This is a genomic window from Dactylosporangium sp. NPDC000244 (assembly GCF_040300725.1).
Taxonomy (GTDB): Bacteria; Actinomycetota; Actinomycetes; order Mycobacteriales; family Micromonosporaceae; genus Dactylosporangium.
In genome coordinates this window covers 20,328-39,004 of the sequence record NZ_JBEPEH010000023.1, presented here as the reverse complement: position 1 = coordinate 39,004, position 18,677 = coordinate 20,328, and the positions used below count along the sequence as shown (strand labels likewise).

Below are 18,677 nucleotides of genomic sequence, written 5' to 3'. Positions count from 1 at the left end.
TCGCGGTGCCGCACCCGGTTTGACGTTCTGTGTTCACCACCGGTGATGATGCGGCGGCCCGCATGCGCCATGAGCTGCACACGCCGCTGACCTCGATCAAGGCGTACACCCGCCTGCTGCGCGACGACCTGCCGCCGGACGGCCCCGGCGATGGTGCGGCATGCCTGGACGCGATCGATCGCAACGCGCTGCGGCTGGAGCGGTACGTCGACAGCGTCGTGCTCCCCCTGGCCTCCACGACCACCACCCCGCCCGCTCGGGAGGGCGCGACGGACCTCGTGGCCGTGGTACGCGACGCCGTGGACCTGGCCCGCCGGGTGGCGGTCGCCGGTGCGGTGAGCGTGCACGCCGACGTGCCCGAGACCGCCCGGGTCGCCGTGGACGAGATGATCTGCCGCCACCTGGTGGGCCAGCTCGTCCTGTGGCTGACGATCGCGGCACCGCCGCGCGCCCACGTGGAGATAACCTTGCGCCGCGACCCGTCCATCCGCCTCGACGCCCGAATCGTGCCGGCGGGCGAACTGACGTCGGCCGCCCCCCAGCGACGCCCGAGCGACTCACCCCCGAAGCCGGCCCCGGACGTACAGGTTGCTCGGGCGGTGGCGAACCTGTGCGGCGGGGAGTTGCGCTTGGACGACACCTCGTTCCGGCTGTCACTGCCGTCCTCGGTCCTGGCCCCGTCGCCGCGCTGATTCTTCTCGCTTTTCCGCACGGCTCAGCCGCGTTCATCCACGAGCGCGGCGTGTTTACGCGGGCGCCCGGGCGCGCGGCTGAGCGCTGGACGCCTTGTTCACGCGAACGTTGTTCGCACGACGCGCGCCCGTGAGCGCCTTGTTCACGCAGGCATCCAAGCGCCGCAGGCCCCATCTCCACGCAGGCACCCGAGCCGCACGCCGCGTCCACGGGCACGCTCCCGCCGGCGCCGCATCCACGCAGATGCCCAAGCCGCATGTCCCCGCGCTGCGTGCACCCCGGGGCCTGAGCGCTGGGCGCCTCCGTATGCCCTCACGCGTCCCGTTCACGCAGGCGCCCGAGCGCCGCACGCCGCCATGCGCCGCATCCGCATAGGCGGCCGAACGCCGCGCGGCCCGCACTCCGGATTCACACGGCGCGCGTCCGAGCACCACGAGCTGCGTCGGCGGTCGGGCATCGCGGGGCCATCGACGGACGCTCCCGGCACGCGACACGGACAGCGCCTCAACTCCTACTCGCGCGCAACCCTCCCCTGCGCACGACAGCCACGCGCCGCTGTCGCGCGGCACGATGGTCCGAGCCGTGGCAAAAAAGCGGTTGAATGTGATCGCCGATTGGATCGGTGCCGCTGGTTCGGGTCGGACTGGGCGTGCGCGGGTGGCGGTGTCCCGGTCGCTTTCGGCGGTGCAATTGCGCGGCTGCGGCCTGCGAGATTGTTGAGTTGTGGCAGCCTCGGAGCAGACGCTGGCGGGATTTTCCTCGACGGGCTGGTTTGCGTCGGATTGCGTTTGTGCCGGGGCGTTTTCTGCAGGTCCATGGATACGGCGCAGCTTCTCAGCATGCCGCATCACCAAACCCCAATCACGCCGCCGCTGTGCTTCCCGACGAAACTCGCCCTTCCCCGGCCACCAATTCCGGGCCTTCGTCCGATCCCGCATAGCAGCCAATTCCCGAGAACTGAACAACTGCATCTGCCCCATACCAAGAATTATCCCAGAATACGACCGAAACCTCGACCCTGGACCACGCCGAAGCACAAATGGCGAACATATTGAAACCGGGACCACCGAATGATGACCCGCACGAACCAGGCACATTCACAACGGCCGAGAGGAATGCCCAGTGGGCAACGACGCCACTGGACCACGCTTACGCATTGGGCGACCAACGACGGCCCGCACCGGCCACACCTCCGACCGCCCAGCGAAGGTAAAGACCCCCAGACGTTGACATCGCATTTATCGCCCGACAGGCGAAATGTCCGAAAAGTCGCAGCGCGCAGCGCCCGACTTTTCGCGCGAAAACGTCAGCGGCTATGCGAGCGGAACGCCACAGGATCGAAGCGCCCATGCAGGCGTGCGTCCAGCCAGTGCAGGGCCTCCCGCCGGAACACCTCCGGCGTCATCGCCCCCGCCCCGTCCGGGATCGCGCCGGCCAGGTCGCCGTCCAGGTCGTGCAGGTTGGTGCGGTGTACGAGTTCCGGCTCCGCCGGCCAGGTGCCGAAGACCACCAGCGCCGGGATCTCCCGCTCGGCCAGGGCCCGCAGGGTGAGGGCCGTGTGGTTCAGGGTGCCCAGCCCGGGCCGGGCGACCACGATCGCCGTGGCCTGCAGCGCCGCGGCCAGGTCCAGGATCGTCCAGCCGCCCTCGCCGAGCGGGACCAGCAGGCCGCCGGCGCCCTCGATCAGCGTCACGTCATGGTCCTCGACGACGGAGCGGATCGCCAGCTGGGCCATCACCGCCGTGAGCGCGTCCTCGCCCGCCACCCGGGCCGCGGCCAGCGGGGCGAGCGGGTCCGGGAACTCGGACAGGGTGCGGGTCGTGTCCGGGGCGGCCAGGCGGGCCACGGTCGTCGCGTCCGGCTCGTCGCCGTCGGCGGTGCCGGTCTGGGCCGGCTTGACCACGGCGACGCGCTGGCCCGCGGCCGTGGCGGCGGCGGCGATGGCGGCGGTCGCGATGGTCTTGCCCACGCCGGTGTCGGTTCCGGTGATCACGAGCGGGCCGGTGAGCGGGCCCGGGATCTCCTCGCCGAACAGTGCGTCCAGGGGGGCGTTCAAGGGCGTTCCTTCAGGATGATGTCGAGCGCCTCGTCGAAGGCCTCGGGCGCGAGGCCGACGTTGACGGTCAGGCGCAGGCGGGAACGTCCGTCCGGTGTGGACGGTGGGCGGAAGCAGCCTACCGCCACGCCCCGCTCGCGGCAGGCCTGCGCCCACGCCAGGGCCTCGTCCGGACCGGGGGCCGCGACCGAGATGACGCCGCCGGCCGGGGTGGGGACCTCCAGGCGCTCGGCCGCGCGGGCGGCCCGGGCGCGCAGCTCGGCGCGCAGGTCGTCGCCGCCGGCCAGCAGGTCCAGCGCGGCGCGGGCGCCGGCGGCCACGGCGGGCGGGAGGGCGGTGTCGAAGATGAAGGTGCGGCCGGTGTCGACGAGCTGGCGGTGCAGCTGGGGCGGGCCCACGATCACGCCGCCGGACGCGCCCAGGGACTTCGACAGGGTCGCGGTCACCACCAGGCCAGGCGCGCCCGCCAGGCCGGCCGCGGCGACCCCGCCGGCGCCGCGGGGGCCGATGACCCCGAGGGCGTGGGCGTCGTCGACGAGCAGCAGGGCGCCATGGGCGCGGGCGGCCTCGTAGAGCTCGGGCAGCGGCGCCAGGTCGCCGTCGACGGAGAAGACGCTCTCGGTCACGACCAGCGCCGGGCGGCCCGGGTGCGCCGCGAGGAGAGCGCGGACGGCGTCGGGGTCGGCGTGCGGGGCGACCACGGTCTCGGTCCCGTCGCGGCCGGCCCGGGCGAGGCGGCAGCCGTCGACGATGGAGGCGTGGTTGTGGGCGTCGGAGACGATCAGCGCGCCGGGGCGGGCCAGGGCGCGCACGGCGCCGAGGTTGGCCAGGTAGCCGGAGGAGTACACCAGCGCCGACTCGAACCCGAGCAGCGCGGCGAGGCCGTCCTCCAGCTCCTCGTGCAGCGCGGTCGTCCCGCGCACCAGGCGCGAGCCCGTGGCGCCGAGACCGTACGCCGACAATGCGGAAGCGGCGGCGGCGAGCACCGCCGGGTGGCGGGAGAGGCCGAGATAGTCGTTGCCCGCCAGGTCGAGCAGATCGGCAGCGCGGGGCCGCAGCTCACGGCGCAGACCGGCCGCCCGCCGGGCCGCGGCCTCCTCATCGAGCGCGGTCAGCCACTCCACCGGGACTCCCCCTGCCGTTGTAGGACCCCTACGATACCGATTGTGCGGTGTGCACAAAGTCATCGGGTACGGACAGGCGACCCGAACGATTTGTAAGGTACGAGCATGCTTGATGCTGCCAAGGCCGTGCTGGACACCGGCAAGGGCCTCGACCTCGACGGGGTGCTCGCGGTGCTGACCTGCGCCGACGAGGAGCTGCCGGAATACCTCGCGATCGCCCACGACGTGCGGATGCGCTGGTGCGGCCCGGAGGTCGAGGTCGAGGGCATCGTGTCGCTCAAGACCGGCGGCTGCCCCGAGGACTGCCACTTCTGCTCCCAGTCGGGCCTGTTCGCCTCGCCGGTGCGGGCCGTCTGGCTCGACATCCCCTCGCTGGTCGAGGCGGCGCGGCAGACCGCGGCGACGGGCGCGACCGAGTTCTGCATCGTGGCCGCGGTGCGCGGGCCCGACGAGCGGCTCATGACGCAGCTCGCCGACGGGGTCGCGGCGATCCGCGCGGCCGTGGACATCAACATCGCCGCCTCGCTCGGCATGCTCACCCAGGCGCAGGTGGACCGGCTGGCCGAGCTGGGCATCCACCGGTACAACCACAATCTCGAAACCGCGAAGTCCTACTTCCCGAACGTCGTGGGCACCCACACCTGGGACGAGCGCTGGGACACGCTGCGGATGGTCCGCGCGGCCGGCATGGAGGTCTGCTGCGGCGGCATCCTCGGCCTCGGCGAGAGCGTCGAGCAGCGCGCCGAGTTCGCGATCCAGCTGCAGGAGCTCGACCCGCACGAGGTGCCGCTGAACTTCCTCAACCCGCGCCCGGGCACGCCCCTGGCCGAGCAGCCGGTGCTCGACCCGAAGGACGCGCTGCGGGCGATCGCCGCGTTCCGCCTGGCGCTGCCGCGGACGCTGCTGCGGTACGCGGGCGGCCGGGAGATCACCCTGGGCGACCTCGGCACCCGTGACGGGCTGCTCGGCGGCGTCAACGCGGTGATCGTGGGCAACTACCTGACCACGCTGGGCCGCTCGCCCGAGCAGGACCTGGCGCTGCTGGACGAGCTGAGCATGCCGGTCAAGGCCCTGTCGGCGACGCTGTGACCTACTGCGACCGGTGCGGGGAGCCGCTGGCCGGCGGCTCGCACGACGCGTGTGCGCAGGCCAGGACGCTCGAGCCGCCGCGGTACTGCACCCACTGCCGCCGCCGCATGAAGGTCCAGGTGCTGCCGAGCGGGTGGTCGGCCGCCTGCGTCGAGCACGGCGTGCTCACGAGGTAGGGCCGCCCCACTCGGTCGCCGCGGCCGCGGCGCGCTCCAGCGTGCGGGGGTTCACCCGGGCGATGGAGGCCGCGATCCGGCCGCGGCTCTGCAGCACCGCCGCGGCTTTGCGGGTCTGCTGCAGCACCCGCAGAATCCGGGGACGGCGCAGCCGGTTGTACTCCTGCAGCGCCGCCGGCACCGCCCCGCCCGCGAGCACCGTCTGCAGGGTCGCCACGTCCTCCAGCGCGAGGGAGGCGCCCTGGGCCAGGTGGTGGGGCATGGCGTGGGCCGCGTCGCCGACGAGCGCGTAGCCGCCCGCGCCCGCCACCGGCCCGAACGTGTCCGGCAGCGGGGTTAGCTCGCCGACCGGCTCCTGCACCAGGTCCTCGGCCTCGGTGGCGTCCAGCAGCTGGGCCACGGGCGCGTGCCAGCCGGCGAACCAGCGCCGCAGCAGGGCCAGCTGGCCGGCGGGCGGCTCGGGGCGCAGCGCCCCGGGCACGGTCGCGACCCAGTAGATACCGCCGCGGGTCGAGCCGCCGGCCGAGCCGCGCTCCCCCAGCGACGCGTAGGCGAAGCGCTGCCCGGAGCCGAGGAGCTCGCCGTGCGCGGGGAGGCCGGCGGGGAGCTCGGGAACGCGGTACCAGGGGATGACCGCCCGCCACGCCGCGAACCCGGCGCTGGCGAAGGTGGTCGCGGCGGCGAGCCGGCGCCGGATCGCGCTGTCCGGCCCGTCCGCGGCCACGATCAGGTCGGCCTCGAACGTGACCCGGCCGTCGCCGACCGCGGGCCGGTCGCGGCGCACCCGGGCGCTCTGCACGGCGATGCCGCTGCGGACGTCGACCTGGTCGCCGAGGCCGGCGATGAACGCGTCGTGCAGGTCCTCGCGGTGCACGACGACCGGCGGCGAGCCGACGTCGCCGGTGGTCGTGACCGCGGCCGGCGGCACCAGCCAGGAGCCGTCCGGCCGGCGGATGCCCGCGGGCGGCACCGGCGTGGAGATGCCGTCCAGGCCGGCGGCCAGGCCCAGGGCCCGCAGCGCGCGGACCCCGTTGGGCCACAGGACCAGCGCGGCGCGGCCGGGCCGGAGCCGGTCGTCGCGTTCGAGCAGGGTGACCTTCCAGCCGGAGCGGGCCAGCGCGCCGGCGGCGGCGAGCCCGCCGATGCCGGCGCCGACCACTACCGCCGTGCGCATCAGCCCTGCGTTTCCTTGGTTTCCTGGTCTTCCTTCGCCGCTTCCCCGGGTTCTTCCCCGGGTTCTTCCTCGGGCTCGGGAGCCGCCTCGGCCCCGACCGCCTTCGGCTCCTCGCCGGCTCCGGCGTCGGCCGGGGCGGCGTCCGGGTTGACCAGCGTGATGTTGCCGTCCTCGTCGTACGTGACGTGCTCCTGCGGGCCGCGCACGCGCAGGAAGTACACGAGCGCCGCGGCGAAGACGATGATCGACGTCCAGTTGTTCAGGCGCATGCCCAGGAAGTGGTGCGCGTCGTCGATGCGCAGCAGCTCGACCCAGAAGCGCCCGACGGTGTAGAGCATCACGTAGATCGCGAAGGCGCGGCCGCGGCCGAAGCGGTACTTGCGGTCGAGCAGCCAGACGGCCACGGCGACGCCGATGCACCACAGCGACTCGTAGAGGAACGTCGGCTGGAACACGCCCAGGACGATCGGCTGCCCGCCGGCCTCGAGGGCCCGGCCGTGCTCGGTGTCCCAGTTGTAGACCTTGAGGCCCCACGGCAGGGAGGTCTCCTTGCCGTACAGCTCGTTGTTGAACCAGTTGCCCCAGCGCCCGAGCGCCTGGGCCACCGGCAGCGCGACGGCGAGCGCGTCGGCCGTCATCGCGAACGGCAGGTTCATCCGGCGGCACGCGATGTAGGCGCCGAGCGCGCCCGCCGCGATGCCGCCCCAGATGCCGAGGCCGCCCTCCCAGATCTTGAATGCCTTGAGGATCGAGCCGTTCTCCCCGAAGTACGCCTCCGGGGACGTGATCACGTGGTAGAGCCGGGCGCCGACGATGCCGAACGGCACCGCCCAGATCGCCACGTCGAGGATCACCCACGGCGGCGCGCCCCGCGCCCGCAGGCGGCGGTCGGCGATGTAGCAGGCGGCCACGATGCCCAGCACGATGCAGAGTGCGTAGGCGCGCAGGGGAATCGGTCCGAGGTCCCAGACGCCACGGGTCGGGCTCGGGATCTCGGCCAGCGGAGAGAGGGCAGCATTCACGGGTGCACACGCTACCGCCGATCCGCCAGGAAGCGATGCCCGGGCCGGGTGGACACCCTGGAGAGATCACCACCAGCGAAGGTCTCGCGACGCTGTGCAGGTCGGCCTAGAGTCGGGACATGAGCTACTCAACGCTGAGTAACGGTAGCAAGGTGACCTGCGCGGTCGCCGCGGTCATCGAGGACGCGGCCGGCCGCGTTCTTCTTTGCCGGCAGGCCGGCGGCCACGGGCTGTGGGGCCTGCCGGGCGGGAAGATCCGCGCGGAGGAGAGCCCGGTACACGCAGTCATCCGGGACGTCCGCGAGGAGACCGGCCTGGAGACCGAGGTCGTCGAGCTGCTCGGCATGTATCAGCTGACCGGCGACGGGTGTGGCAGCAGCACCCCCGACCTGTTCGTGCACGTCTTCCGCGGCCGGCTCGACGGCGGCGGCCCGGCCGTCAACGCCCCCGGCCGGATCAGCCGGCTGTCGTGGCACTCCCCCGGTGCGCTGCCCGAGCCGATGACCGCGACGACGCGCACCGCGCTCGCCGACGCCGCCGCCAGGCGGGCCGGCGTGATCCGCGAGCTCGAGCGCGACCCCGAGCCCGAAGTCATCGACGCCTGAAGTTTTCCCGTAGTTTTCATGAGGGACCGGGACCGCCGCCTCGCCCTCTGGATCGCGGTGCCCCCCATCCGCGATGATCTTCGGTATGGCCCCGCGGTACTACGCGCTCGGCGACTCGATGTCGATCGACGACTACGCGGGCGGGCCCGGACTGGGCGCCGCCTCCCTGCTCGCCGACGACCTCGGCATCGAGCTGAAGCTGCTCGCGCGCGACGGCGCGACGAGCGATGACGTCGTGCGCCGCCAGCTCGGCCAGGTCGCGGGGCGCCCGGCCCTGGTGACCATCACGATGGGCGGCAACGACCTGCTCACCGCGATCGTCGAGTCCCCCGACAAGGTGCCGGCCGCGGTCGAGGCGACCGCCGCGAACTACGACGCGACCCTGGCGACCCTCGCCGCGACCGGCGCGCGGATCGTGGTGAGCACCGTGTACGACCCCACCGACGGCACCGGGGACCTCTCGTGGGCCGGGCTGCCCGACGTCGACGAGGGCCTGGCGCTGCTGCACTCCATGAACGCGGCGATCCGGGCGGCGGCGGCCCGGCACGGCGCGGCCGTCGCGGACCTGCACGGGGCGTTCCTCGGGCACGGCGCGCAGGCCGGGGACATCACCCGGTCCGACTCGCACCCGGCCAACCGCGAGCTGTGGCTGTGCGGGCACATCGAGCCGAACGCCTGGGGCGCTCAGGCGATCCGGGACACCTGGCGGGCCGCGCTACGAGGCTGAGAACGCGTGGAGCTTCTGGACGGCGGCGAAGTACACGTGATCGCCGGCCAGCAGCAGGGGCTCCTCGCCGCGCATGGCGTCCACGCCGATCTCCAGGCGCCGGATGAGCCGGCCGGTGCTCGTGTCGGCCGCGATCAGCTCGACGCGGTGGGTGCTCACGCCGCCACGGACCGCGAAGTGGTACACCACCGCGTAGACGACGCCACCGCCGTTCACCGGCGCCCAGTAGGAGGCGTCGACCTCCCCGCCGAGGCCGTAGGAGGTCCGCCAGCGCCGGGCCCCGGTGCCGGTGTCGAACGCGGCCAGGCCGCCGTGGCCGTCGACGACGAAGAGCGCGCCGTCGCCGAGGCTCGCGTGCACCGGCGCCTCCAGGGTCTGCGCGTCGCACCAGCGCACGGCGCCGTCGGCGGCGGCGTAGGCGCAGATGCCGCGCTCGCCGACCGCGTACACGGCGTCGCCGGCCGCCACGAGCTCGGCGCCGCTCGCGGGTCGCCGCCAGACCTGGGCGCCGGTGCGGGCGTCGAAGGCCGCGATGCCCGGCTGGGTGCCGTTGGACCCGCTCGTCTCGACGGTGTTCGGTTCGGTGCCGATCGTCGTGATGCCGCCCGGTTCGATGCCCTGCAGGACGAGGCCGCCGAGCCGGACCGGGACGTGGAAGCCGGGCTCACCGCCGAGCGGGGCGGTCCAGGCGGCCGAGCCGTCGGCGGTGCGGTACGCGGTGAGGATGTCGCCGGCCGCGCGCAGGATCAGGTCGCCGGCCGCGGTGAAGCCGCCCGAGACCGCGTCGGGCAGGTCCACGGTCCACTGCCGTTCGCCCCGCAAGGTGTACGCGCGCAGCGTGCGCCGCAGCGCCGGGCGCTCGATCGCCTCGACGAGCAGCGTGTCCCCGGCCGCCGCCAGCTGCCCGAACGCCAGGCCCGGGGCGTCGGCCACGGGGCCGAGGTCGTGCCCGGTCGCGGCGTCGTAGCGGCGGATCTGCCCCGACGGGCCGCCGGACGAACGGAACACGGTGCCGTCGATCACGATCGCGCCGCCGACCTGCTCGCCGGGGCGGGTGGCGGGCGCGGCCCAGGCCGGACGCAGGTGCTTCGCGGTGGCGGCGTCCAGGGGGCCGGTCAGCGCCTGGTGACCGGAGCGGCCGGGGTCGCCGCCGTCCTGCCGCCAGTCGGCGTCGGCGGTGGAGCCGTAGCCGATGCCGGCCGCCTCCGCCCCGCCGGGCAGGGAGACCAGCGCGGAGGACATGGCCGCCAGGAGGAGCACGTGTGGTACAAAACGGAAAGAAAGCCGCACGGGGGACTCAACGAGCCCACCCGCCCGTTAGTGGCGGCGAACGCCCTCGGCCAGTTCCGCGCTCAGCTTGGCCACCGCCGCGACGCCGGCCGCCGGGCTGTCGGCCTCCAGCAGGCACCGCACGAGCGCGCTGCCGACGATGACGCCGTCGGCGAAGGCCGCGGTCTCGGCCGCCTGGGCGCCGTTGGAGACGCCGAGGCCGACCGCGACCGGCACGCTCGAGCCGATCGCGCGGACCCGCTCGACGATCACGGGGGCGGCGCTGCTGGTCCGGTCGCGGGCGCCGGTGACGCCCATGACGCTCGTGGCGTAGACGAAGCCGCGGCAGGCCGCGACGGTGCTCGCGATGCGGGCGTCGGTCGAGGACGGCGAGACCAGGAAGACGCGGTCGAGGCCGTGCTGGTCGGACGCGGCCAGCCACGGGCCGGCCTCGTCCGGGATGAGGTCGGGCGTGATGAGGCCCGCCCCGCCGGCCGCGGCCAGGTCGGCGGAGAAGCGCTCGACGCCGTAGCGCTCGACGAGGTTCCAGTAGGTCATGGTGAGGATCGGCGCGCCGGTCGCCGCCGCGGCCTCCACGGTGGCCAGGCCGTCGCGGACCCGGAAGCCCGCGGCGAGCGCGGCCTCGGTGGCGCGCTGGATGACCGGGCCGTCCATGACCGGGTCGGAGTACGGCAGGCCGACCTCGACGATGTCGACCCCGTTGTCGATCATGGCGCGGACGGCGTCCGTCGCGGTGGCGACATCCGGGAACCCGGCCGGCAGGTAGCCGATCAGCGCGCTGCGCCCCTCGGCCTTGGCCTTGTCGAACGCGGTCTGGACGCTCATACGCCGAACCACTCCCGGGCGGTGTCCATGTCCTTGTCCCCGCGGCCGGACAGGCACACGACCACGGTCGGTTCGCGGCCCAGCTCGGCGGCCAGGGCCGGGATGACGCGCAGCGCCCCGGCGACGGCGTGCGCGCTCTCGATCGCCGGGATGATGCCCTCGGTGCGGCACAGCAGCTTGAACGCGTCCATCGCCTCGGCGTCGGTCACCGGCTCGTAGCGGGCGCGGCCGGTGTCGTGCAGGTAGGCGTGCTCGGGCCCGACCGCCGGGTAGTCCAGGCCGGCCGAGATCGAGTGTGACTCGACCGTCTGGCCGTCCTCGTCCTGCAGCAGGTAGGTCCGCGCGCCGTGCAGCACGCCGGTCGAGCCGCCGGTGATGCTGGCCGCGTGCCGGCCGGTGTCGACGCCGTCGCCGCCCGCCTCGAAGCCGTAGAGGCGCACGTCCGTGTCGGGCACGAACGCGTGGAACGCGCCGATCGCGTTGGAGCCGCCGCCGACGCAGGCCGCGACCGCGTCGGGCAGCCGGCCGGTCTGCTCGAGGATCTGCCGGCGGGCCTCGACGCTGATCCCGCCGACGAAGTCGCGGACCATCGCCGGGAACGGGTGCGGGCCGGCCGCCGTGCCGAGCAGGTAGTGCGTGTCGTCGACGTTGGTCACCCAGTCGCGCAGGGCCTCGTTGATCGCGTCCTTGAGCGTCTTGGAGCCGGTCGTGACGGGCACGACGGTGGCGCCGAGCATGCGCATGCGGGCGACGTTGAGGGCCTGACGGCGGGTGTCCTCCTCGCCCATGTACACGACGCACTCGAGGTCGAGCAGCGCGCAGGCGGTGGCGCTGGCCACGCCGTGCTGGCCCGCCCCGGTCTCGGCGATGACCCGGGTCTTGCCCATGCGCTTGGTCAGCAGCGCCTGGCCGAGGACGTTTCGGACCTTGTGCGCACCGGTGTGGTTGAGGTCCTCGCGCTTGAGGAAGATCGTCGCACCGGTACCGCGGGCGAGCCGCTCGGCCCGGTAGAGCGGGCTGGGCGTGTTGGCGTAGTCGCGCAGCAGCCGCCCGAACTCGGCCTGGAACGCCTCGTCGGCCTGGGCGTGGCGGTAGGCGGCGTCGAGCTGGTCGAGCGCGGCGATGAGCGCCTCGGGGACGAACCGGCCGCCGTAGGTGCCGAAGTGCCCCTCGGGGTCGGGCAGCAGGCCCGCCGCCGAGAGGAACGCGCCGGCACTCACCGGGCCGCCCGCGGGGTGGCCGGGTGGCTGCCTGCGGTGACGAGCTCGGCGACGGCGTCGCGCGGGCTCTTCTGCGTGACCAGGCCCTCGCCGACCAGCACGGCGTCGGCGCCGGCGGAGGCGTAGCGGATCAGGTCGTGCGGCCCGCGGACCCCCGACTCGGCGATCTTGACGACCTCGGCCGGCAGCCCGGGCGCGATGCGCTCGAACACCGTCCGGTCGACCTCGAGCGTGCGCAGGTTGCGCGCGTTGATCCCGATGACCCGGGCGCCGGCCTCCAGCGCACGGTCGGTCTCCTCCTCGTCGTGCACCTCGACCAGGGCCGTCATGCCGAGGCTCTCGATGCGGTCGAGGAGCCCGGAGAGCGTGTTCTGGTCGAGCGCGGCGACGATCAGCAGCACCAGGTCGGCGCCGTAGGCCCGGGCCTCGTGCACCTGATACGACGACACCACGAAGTCCTTGCGCAGCATCGGGATGTCGATCGCGGCCCGCACGGCCGCGAAGTCGTCGAGGCTGCCGCCGAACCACCGGCCCTCGGTGAGCACGCTCACGCAGCGGGCACCGCCGGCCGCGTATTCCTTCGCGAGCTCCGCCGGGTCCGGGATCTCGGCCAGCGCGCCCTTCGACGGCGAGGCGCGCTTGACCTCGGCGATGACGCCGACGCCGGGGGCGCGCAGCTTGGCGTAGGCGTCCCTCGGCGGCGGGGCCTCGGCGGCGCGCTGTTTGATCTCTGCCAGGGGCACCTGGGCCTCGCGGACCGCCAGGTCCTCGCGCACTCCGGCGAGGATCTCGTCGAGCACCCGGCCGCTTTCCGCGTTGATCAAGGAGCTCCCCTCTCCGGTGGTCATGCGACCGATGCTAGGTCGCCCCCGGTCAGTGGACGGTCGCGGGGGTATGGCCGACATCACCTGATGGACTAGGGCATAATGCCTCGCCGCCGCGTTTTGTCGTACCCCCGCTCTAGGGTGTCGGCATGAGCGTGACGCGAGCGAACACATTGACGGCCACCTGGGCGTCCGTGTCCGCCGCGGCGGTCCTCTCGGCGGCGGCGATCTATCCCCTGCTGGCCCTGCTCGCCTCCGTCGCCGGCGGCCGGGCCCGCAGCGAGCTGCTCGCGGTCGCCCCCACGCCGCTCGATCTTCCCGTCCGCGGCGCGCTCGGGCTGTGGGCGCGGGAGGGGGTGCCGCTCACCCTCGACTGGGCCGCCCGCGCCGACCCGCGCCTGACCGGCGACCCCGCGATCGACCGCCCGCTGCTGGACGCCTGGGCCGCGGCCCAGACCGGCGCACCGGTGCCCCCGTTCGGATTCGCCGTCGCCGACGAGGGCGCCCTGGTCCTGGCCGCGGCCCTGGCCGTCACCGCCGACTGGGCCGACCCGTTCACCGACGGCGTGCTGCGCCCCGCGACCGGCCCGTGGGCGGGCCGGCGCCTCGCGTCGCTGCACCGCCGCGACCCCGACCTGACCGCCCTGCGCTGCGCCACCACCCCCGCCGGCCCGGTCACGCTGCTCACCGTCCGCGGCACCGGCGACGTCGACGTGGTCCTGTGCACCGCGGGCGGCACGGCCCCGGCACCGGCCGTGCTCGCCGCGGCCGTGGAAACGTTCACGGCCGCCCCCGTCGGCCGCCGCGGCCCCGGGATCACCGCGGCCCTCGTCGACGCCGACGACCCGGCGCCCGAGCTCGTCGTGAAGGTGCCCCGCTTCGCGGCCTCGGCCGCCCACGACCTGCTCGGCGCGGCCGACGTGTTCGGCCTGCGCGCGGCCGCCGCTCCCGGCCTGTTCCCGGGCATCAGCACCGAGCCGCTGCGGGTGGCGGCGGCGGGGGTGAGCGTGGCGGCGGCCTTCACCGGCCCCGGGTTCCGCGCCGCGCCGGTGACGCGCGCACCGGTCGTGCCGATGCTGCCGGGTCCGGCGGAGGGCACGGCCCGGGCGCTGCGGGTGACGGTGCGCTTCGACGAGCCGTTCGGCTATCTCGCCGTGCACCGCCCGACCGGGCTGGTGCTCATGGCGGGCTGGGTCGACACCCCCGAGGAGGCCCGGTGACGCCCGTCTTCCTCCACAGCCTCATCCGCGGCTCGCCCGCCGGTTCCCGCGCCACTCGCGGCCCCGGCTTCACACCTCGCGGACAGGCGCCGCACGCCCCTCATCTGCGGGTCCTCTGCCGGTCGTCCGCCGATTCCCGCACCGCTCCTGGCCCCGGCTTCACACCTCGCGGACAGGCACCGCTCTTCCGGCACCGCGCCGACCGGGCCGCACCGCGCACGCCAGCCACGATCCACACGCGACTGACCTTTCCGCCGCCCCGCACTCGGCCCCGGCTCCTGCACCGCTCCCGGCCTCGGCTTCGCACCTCGCGGACGGGCGCCACTCTTCCGACACCACGCCGCGCCGGCCCGCAGCGCGCACACGCCAGCCACGATCCACACGCGGACCGGCCTTCCCGCACACCCCGCAACTCGTCCCCGGCTCCTGCATCGCTTCCGGCCTCGGCTTCGCACCTCGCGGACAGGCGCCGATCTTCCGGCACACCGCATTCCGGCCGCGATGCACGCGGGGCCAGCTTTCCCGCACCGCCCGTGCTCGTCCCGGCTCCTGCGGCGCCGTCCTTCCGGGCCGTGCCAGCCGGGCCTCAGCGCACGCGCCGGCCGTGGTCCGCGCGGGATCCGGCTGCTTCCGGCACGACGTAGCACGTCACGCTCCCGGCCCGTCGCGATCATGCTCGCGGTGGCGCTGATCCAGTCGTTGCCGTCGGCCTCGGCGAAGACGAAGGCGAAGGCGAAGACGAGCGCGTGCGCCGCAGGACCGGCCGGGCCGCAGTGCGGACTTGCGGGCGTCGCGGCTGGGACGGTCAGGACTCCTCGTGCTCCGGGACCGGCTCCGGCTCCGGGCGGCGCCAGCGGGCCGGGATCTCGCCCCTCGCCTGCATTTCCTTCCACTTCGCGAAGGGGTCGAACTCGTGCTCCAGCGGCTCCTGCTCCGGGCGTTCGGCCTCGGGGACGTGGATGAGGTTGATGCGGATGCGGTACCAGACCGAGTTGATCCCCCGCATCGAGTCGACCAGGACGTCGGCGGGCTCCAGGAGGGGCCAGACCGTCGCGTGGCGCTCCTTCCAGCGGTCGAGGTCGGCCAGGGCCTCCTCGCGGGTGGCGGTGCGCGTGATCTCGATCAGGGGCATGCTCGGCTGGCGGCGGCCGGCGCCCTTCTTGGCGGGCGCGCGCTTCTTGAAGGTGGACGCGAGCTCCAGCAGCGGCTCCAGCGAGCCGCGGGCGGACTCGATGCCCGTCCACGGGTCGGGGCGGGCGGGCACGGTGTCCACGGTGTAGGCGGCGGGGTCGCAGCCGGGGACCTCGTCCCAGCTCAGGGGGGCCGAGACCTTCGCCTCTTCCGACGGGCGTACCGAATAACCGGACGCGGTGGTGTGGTCCTTCGCGTTCTGGTTGTAGTCGAGGAACACCCCCTGCCGCTCCTCCTTCCACCACGCGCCGGTCGCGAGGTCCGGGGCGCGGCGGGCGACCTCGCGGGCGAAGCCCTCGGCGGCGCGGCGGACCTCGGCGAAGGTCCAGCGGGGCGCGATGCGCGCGTAGATGTGGAAGCCGCGGGAGCCGGAGGTCTTCGGCCAGCCCGCGAGCCCGTACTCCTCGAGGACCTCCCGCGCGATGAGCGCCACGTCGACGACCTGGCCCCAGGGCACGCCCGGCACCGGGTCGAGGTCGATGCGCAGCTCGTCGGGGTGGTCGAGGTCCTCGGCGAGCACGGAGTGGGTGTGCAGCTCCAGGCAGCCGAGGTTGACCACCCAGGCGAGCTGGGCGGCGTCGCGCAGGACGATCTCCTCGGCGGTGCGGCCGGACGGGTAGCGCAGTTCCGCGGTCTCGATCCAGTCCGGCCGTTTGGCGGGCGCGCGCTTCTGGAAGAAGGCCTCGCCCTCGATGCCGTTGACGTATCGCTTGAGGGCCATCGGCCGCCCGCCCGCGCCCCGCAGGGCACCGTCGGCGACGGCCAGGTAGTAGCGAACCACGTCGATCTTCGTGCGGCCGGACTTCGGGAAGTACACCTTGTGCGGATTGGTGATCGTCACCTCGCGCCCGGCGACCTCGATCACTTCCTCAGCGCTGCTCGCCATGGGCCGAACCCTACTCGGGTCGATCACCCCTCGTCGGATCTTCGCCCCGGTCGAGCGCGTCCCACATGTCGGTCTGCGCGTGCTGGCGGCGGGCCGGCGTGGAGGTGCGTTCGTAGCGCGCGCCCATGCCCGGCCACGAGCGGCCCGAGCGCACGGTGACCACGCCGGCCGCGGCCACGACGAGGCCGCCGAGCACGCACAGCAGCGGCCAGGCCACCCGGACGTGGTCGCCGAGGGCCACCAGGGACGCGACGGCCACGCCGGCACCGGCGACGACGAGCAGGACGCCGACCGCGAGCCGGGCGGCGGCCCGGGTGGCCAGCAGCGCGCCGGCGCCGGCGAGCCCGACGACGGCCAGCGCGGTGAGCCAGGGCGCGATCTCGGTGCCGGTGCGGTCGACCTTCAGCGGCGGCAGCGGGGCCGGCTGCACGGTGACGACTGTCTGCCAGGATCGGGTGGCGGCGAACAGTACGACCGCAGCCGCCACGGCACAGGCCACCGTCGTGGTCGCCAGGCCCCGCCGCCCCGACAGGTTCACCTTCACCGGGCCGGCCGCAGCGTCTCGGCGGTCGCGATGGCGGCCAGCACCGCGGCGGCCTTGTTGCGCGTCTCCGTCTCCTCCGCCGCCGGGTCGGAGTCGGCCACGATGCCGGCGCCGGCCTGGACGTACGCGGTGCGGTCGCGCAGCAGCGCGGTGCGGATGGCGATGGCGGTGTCCATGTCGCCGCCGAAGCCGAAGTACCCGACGACGCCGCCGTACAGGCCGCGGCGCGTCGGCTCGAGCTCCTCGATGATCTCCATCGCGCGGACCTTCGGCGCCCCGGACAGGGTGCCGGCCGGGAACGTGGCCGCGAGGGTGTCGAAGGCGGTGCGGTCGTCGTGCAGCTCGCCGACGACGGTCGAGACGATGTGCATGACGTGCGAGTACCGCTCGACCGTCATGAACTCGGGCACCTCCACCGTGCCGGGCTTGCACACCCGCCCGAGATCGTTGCGGGCCAGGTCGACGAGCATCACGTGCTCGGAGCGCTCCTTGGGGTCGGCGAGCAGGTCGGCCGCGAGCGCCGCGTCCTCCTCCGGCGTCGCCCCGCGCCACCGCGTGCCCGCGATCGGATGCAGCAGTGCCCGCCGCCCGTCGACCTTCACGTGTACCTCGGGTGAGGACCCGACCACGTCGAAGCCGTCGAAGCGCAGCAGGTACATGTACGGGCTGGGGTTGGTCGTGCGCAGTACGCGATAGACGTCGAGGGGATCGGCGTCGGTCGCGCGCTCGAAGCGCTGGGCGACCACGATCTGGAAGCACTCCCCCGCGCGGATGGCCTCCTTGGCGGCCTCGACCGCCTTCGGGTACTCCCCGGCCGGCGTCCGGCTCACCACGTCGCCGAGCGGCACCCGGTCCACAGTGGACACCAGCGGCGGTGTCGGGCGGGACAGCGCGGTGGTCATCGCGTCGAGCCGGCCGATGGCCTGGTGGTACGCGGCGGCGACCGCGGCGTCGTCGGCCCCGGCCGCGGGCAGCACCGCGTTGGCGATGAGCAGCGCGGCGCCCTCGAAGTGATCGAGCGCGACGAGATCGGTGGCGAGCATCATCCCGAGCTCGGGGTGGCCGAGGTCGTCGAGGGCGATCTCGGGGAGGCGCTCGAAGCGGCGGACGGCGTCGTACGACAGGAAGCCCACCAGGCCGCCCGACAGCGGCGGCAGGTTGAGCTCGCGCAGGTCGGCGTCGTCGGCGGTCAGCGCGGCGATGGTCGCGCGGAGCACCTCGGTCGGGGCCCCGTCGGCCGGGATGTTCGCCGGGGGCGCCCCGAGCCAGAGCGCGCGCCCGTCCCGCTCCACGAGGGTGGCCATGCTGCGGACGCCGATGAAGCTGTACCGCGACCAGACGGCACCCGCCGCGCCCGCCCCCTGCTCCGCGGACTCCAGCAGGAACGTGCCGGGGCCGCCCGCCAGCTTGCGGTACACGCCGACCGGGGTCTCGCCGTCGGCCAGCAGGCGCCGCGTCACCGGAACGACACGCCGGGTGCGGGCGAGCTCGCGGAAGGTGGCCTCGTCGGGGGCCACGGCGCCGGTCGTCATCCGGATACCTCCAGCGGGGTGTAGAAGCAGGTGTGGTTGCCCGTGTGGCAGGCGGCGCCGGTCTGCTCGACCGTGATCAGCAGCGTGTCGCCGTCGCAGTCGACCGCGACCGACTTGACGTGCTGGACGTGCCCGGAGGTCTCACCCTTCACCCAGTACTCGTTGCGGCTGCGCGACCAGTACGTGGCGCGACCGGTCGTGAGCGTGCGGTGCAGGGCCTCGTCGTCCATCCACGCGAGCATCAGCACCTCGCCGGTGCCGTGCTCCTGCACGATCGCCGGCACGAGTCCGGCCTCGTTGCGGCGCAGACGGTCGGCCACTTCTGGATCAAGGTTCGACGGCACGACGGCAATTCTCCCGCACCGCGCAGACTCGGCAGTTTGGGGTCTATGGCTGCTGGTGTTGAGGGGGTACCTTGGCGGTGCGCCGCACGGAAGATCTGCGCGGTCGCCCACCCTTCCCCGCCTGCCGACGGCCAC

General features: G+C 74.1%; 18 protein-coding genes. 6 read left to right on the top strand and 12 right to left on the bottom strand.

All coding sequences use genetic code 11. The annotated features are described in order from the left end of the window. Positions 1-62 precede the first annotated feature (62 nt). A complete protein-coding gene (locus ABT369_RS30660; protein WP_350617180.1) occupies positions 63-692 on the top strand; it encodes a histidine kinase dimerization/phospho-acceptor domain-containing protein in 630 nt (209 codons plus the stop codon). A 1,307-nt stretch (positions 693-1,999) separates the two neighbouring features. On the opposite strand, the gene bioD is transcribed toward ABT369_RS30660, so the two are convergent. Both bioD and ABT369_RS30650 read right to left on the bottom strand, forming a co-directional pair. Then, entirely contained in the window at positions 2,000-2,749 is a 750-nt protein-coding gene (bioD, locus tag ABT369_RS30655; protein WP_350617178.1) for a dethiobiotin synthase, read from the bottom strand. Next, positions 2,746-3,873, bottom strand: a complete 1,128-nt coding sequence (locus tag ABT369_RS30650) for an 8-amino-7-oxononanoate synthase (protein WP_350617176.1) — start codon at positions 3,871-3,873, stop codon at positions 2,746-2,748. Before ABT369_RS30650 ends, bioD begins: the two co-directional genes overlap by 4 nt. 105 nt (positions 3,874-3,978) lie before the next feature. On the opposite strand from ABT369_RS30650, the gene bioB reads away from it, so the two are divergent. Continuing rightward, positions 3,979-4,962, top strand: coding sequence for a biotin synthase BioB (gene bioB, locus ABT369_RS30645; protein ID WP_350617174.1), 984 nt, complete (start codon positions 3,979-3,981; stop codon positions 4,960-4,962). Continuing rightward, positions 4,959-5,138: a biotin synthase auxiliary protein BsaP gene (gene bsaP / locus ABT369_RS30640; protein WP_350617172.1), complete on the top strand. Its 180-nt coding sequence runs from the start codon at positions 4,959-4,961 to the stop codon at positions 5,136-5,138. Before bioB ends, bsaP begins: the two co-directional genes overlap by 4 nt. On the opposite strand, the gene ABT369_RS30635 is transcribed toward bsaP, so the two are convergent. Together ABT369_RS30635 and lgt are read right to left on the bottom strand one after the other, a co-directional pair. Next, positions 5,128-6,312 carry an FAD-dependent oxidoreductase gene (locus ABT369_RS30635; protein ID WP_350617171.1) on the bottom strand — a complete coding sequence of 395 codons (1,185 nt, stop codon included), beginning with the start codon at positions 6,310-6,312 and terminating at the stop codon, positions 5,128-5,130. The two genes, bsaP and ABT369_RS30635, sit on opposite strands and share 11 nt — an antisense overlap. Then, positions 6,312-7,334, bottom strand: a complete 1,023-nt coding sequence (gene lgt / locus ABT369_RS30630) for a prolipoprotein diacylglyceryl transferase (protein WP_350617169.1) — start codon at positions 7,332-7,334, stop codon at positions 6,312-6,314. The genes ABT369_RS30635 and lgt overlap by 1 nt, the downstream gene beginning before the upstream one ends. Positions 7,335-7,453: 119 nt before the next feature. Here lgt and ABT369_RS30625 point away from each other — a divergent pair, with 119 nt between their 5' ends. Both ABT369_RS30625 and ABT369_RS30620 read left to right on the top strand, forming a co-directional pair. Continuing rightward, complete coding sequence (locus ABT369_RS30625; protein ID WP_350617167.1) at positions 7,454-7,939, top strand: NUDIX hydrolase; 486 nt, start codon at positions 7,454-7,456, stop codon at positions 7,937-7,939. A gap of 85 nt (positions 7,940-8,024) precedes the next feature. Continuing rightward, complete coding sequence (locus tag ABT369_RS30620; protein WP_350617165.1) at positions 8,025-8,666, top strand: SGNH/GDSL hydrolase family protein; 642 nt, start codon at positions 8,025-8,027, stop codon at positions 8,664-8,666. Here the strand turns inward: ABT369_RS30620 and ABT369_RS30615 are convergent. From ABT369_RS30615 to trpC, 4 genes are read right to left on the bottom strand one after another with little or no spacing between them, the layout of a single operon-like run. Continuing rightward, on the bottom strand, positions 8,655-9,926 hold the full coding sequence (locus ABT369_RS30615; RefSeq protein WP_350617163.1) for an outer membrane protein assembly factor BamB family protein: 1,272 nt from the start codon (positions 9,924-9,926) through the stop codon (positions 8,655-8,657). The two genes, ABT369_RS30620 and ABT369_RS30615, sit on opposite strands and share 12 nt — an antisense overlap. A gap of 57 nt (positions 9,927-9,983) precedes the next feature. Beyond that, positions 9,984-10,781 carry a tryptophan synthase subunit alpha gene (trpA, locus tag ABT369_RS30610; RefSeq protein WP_350617161.1) on the bottom strand — a complete coding sequence of 266 codons (798 nt, stop codon included), beginning with the start codon at positions 10,779-10,781 and terminating at the stop codon, positions 9,984-9,986. Beyond that, a complete protein-coding gene (gene trpB / locus ABT369_RS30605) occupies positions 10,778-12,001 on the bottom strand; it encodes a tryptophan synthase subunit beta (RefSeq protein ID WP_350617159.1) in 1,224 nt (407 codons plus the stop codon). Before trpB ends, trpA begins: the two co-directional genes overlap by 4 nt. Next, positions 11,998-12,801: an indole-3-glycerol phosphate synthase TrpC gene (trpC, locus tag ABT369_RS30600; RefSeq protein WP_350617520.1), complete on the bottom strand. Its 804-nt coding sequence runs from the start codon at positions 12,799-12,801 to the stop codon at positions 11,998-12,000. The genes trpB and trpC overlap by 4 nt, the downstream gene beginning before the upstream one ends. Positions 12,802-12,974: 173 nt before the next feature. Here trpC and ABT369_RS30595 point away from each other — a divergent pair, with 173 nt between their 5' ends. Continuing rightward, positions 12,975-14,045: a hypothetical protein gene (locus tag ABT369_RS30595; RefSeq protein WP_350617157.1), complete on the top strand. Its 1,071-nt coding sequence runs from the start codon at positions 12,975-12,977 to the stop codon at positions 14,043-14,045. Between the two features lie 805 nt (positions 14,046-14,850). On the opposite strand, the gene ligD is transcribed toward ABT369_RS30595, so the two are convergent. Genes ligD through hisI form a run of 4 tightly spaced genes read right to left on the bottom strand, consistent with a single transcriptional unit; the run spans position 14,851 to position 18,542 of the window. Beyond that, positions 14,851-16,122: a non-homologous end-joining DNA ligase gene (ligD, locus tag ABT369_RS30590; protein ID WP_350617155.1), complete on the bottom strand. Its 1,272-nt coding sequence runs from the start codon at positions 16,120-16,122 to the stop codon at positions 14,851-14,853. Positions 16,123-16,132: 10 nt separating this feature from the next. Continuing rightward, entirely contained in the window at positions 16,133-16,666 is a 534-nt protein-coding gene (locus tag ABT369_RS30585; RefSeq protein WP_350617153.1) for a Trp biosynthesis-associated membrane protein, read from the bottom strand. Beyond that, positions 16,663-18,198: an anthranilate synthase component I gene (locus tag ABT369_RS30580; protein WP_350617151.1), complete on the bottom strand. Its 1,536-nt coding sequence runs from the start codon at positions 18,196-18,198 to the stop codon at positions 16,663-16,665. The genes ABT369_RS30585 and ABT369_RS30580 overlap by 4 nt, the downstream gene beginning before the upstream one ends. After that, positions 18,195-18,542: a phosphoribosyl-AMP cyclohydrolase gene (hisI, locus tag ABT369_RS30575; protein WP_433609113.1), complete on the bottom strand. Its 348-nt coding sequence runs from the start codon at positions 18,540-18,542 to the stop codon at positions 18,195-18,197. The genes ABT369_RS30580 and hisI overlap by 4 nt, the downstream gene beginning before the upstream one ends. Positions 18,543-18,677: the final 135 nt, after the last annotated feature.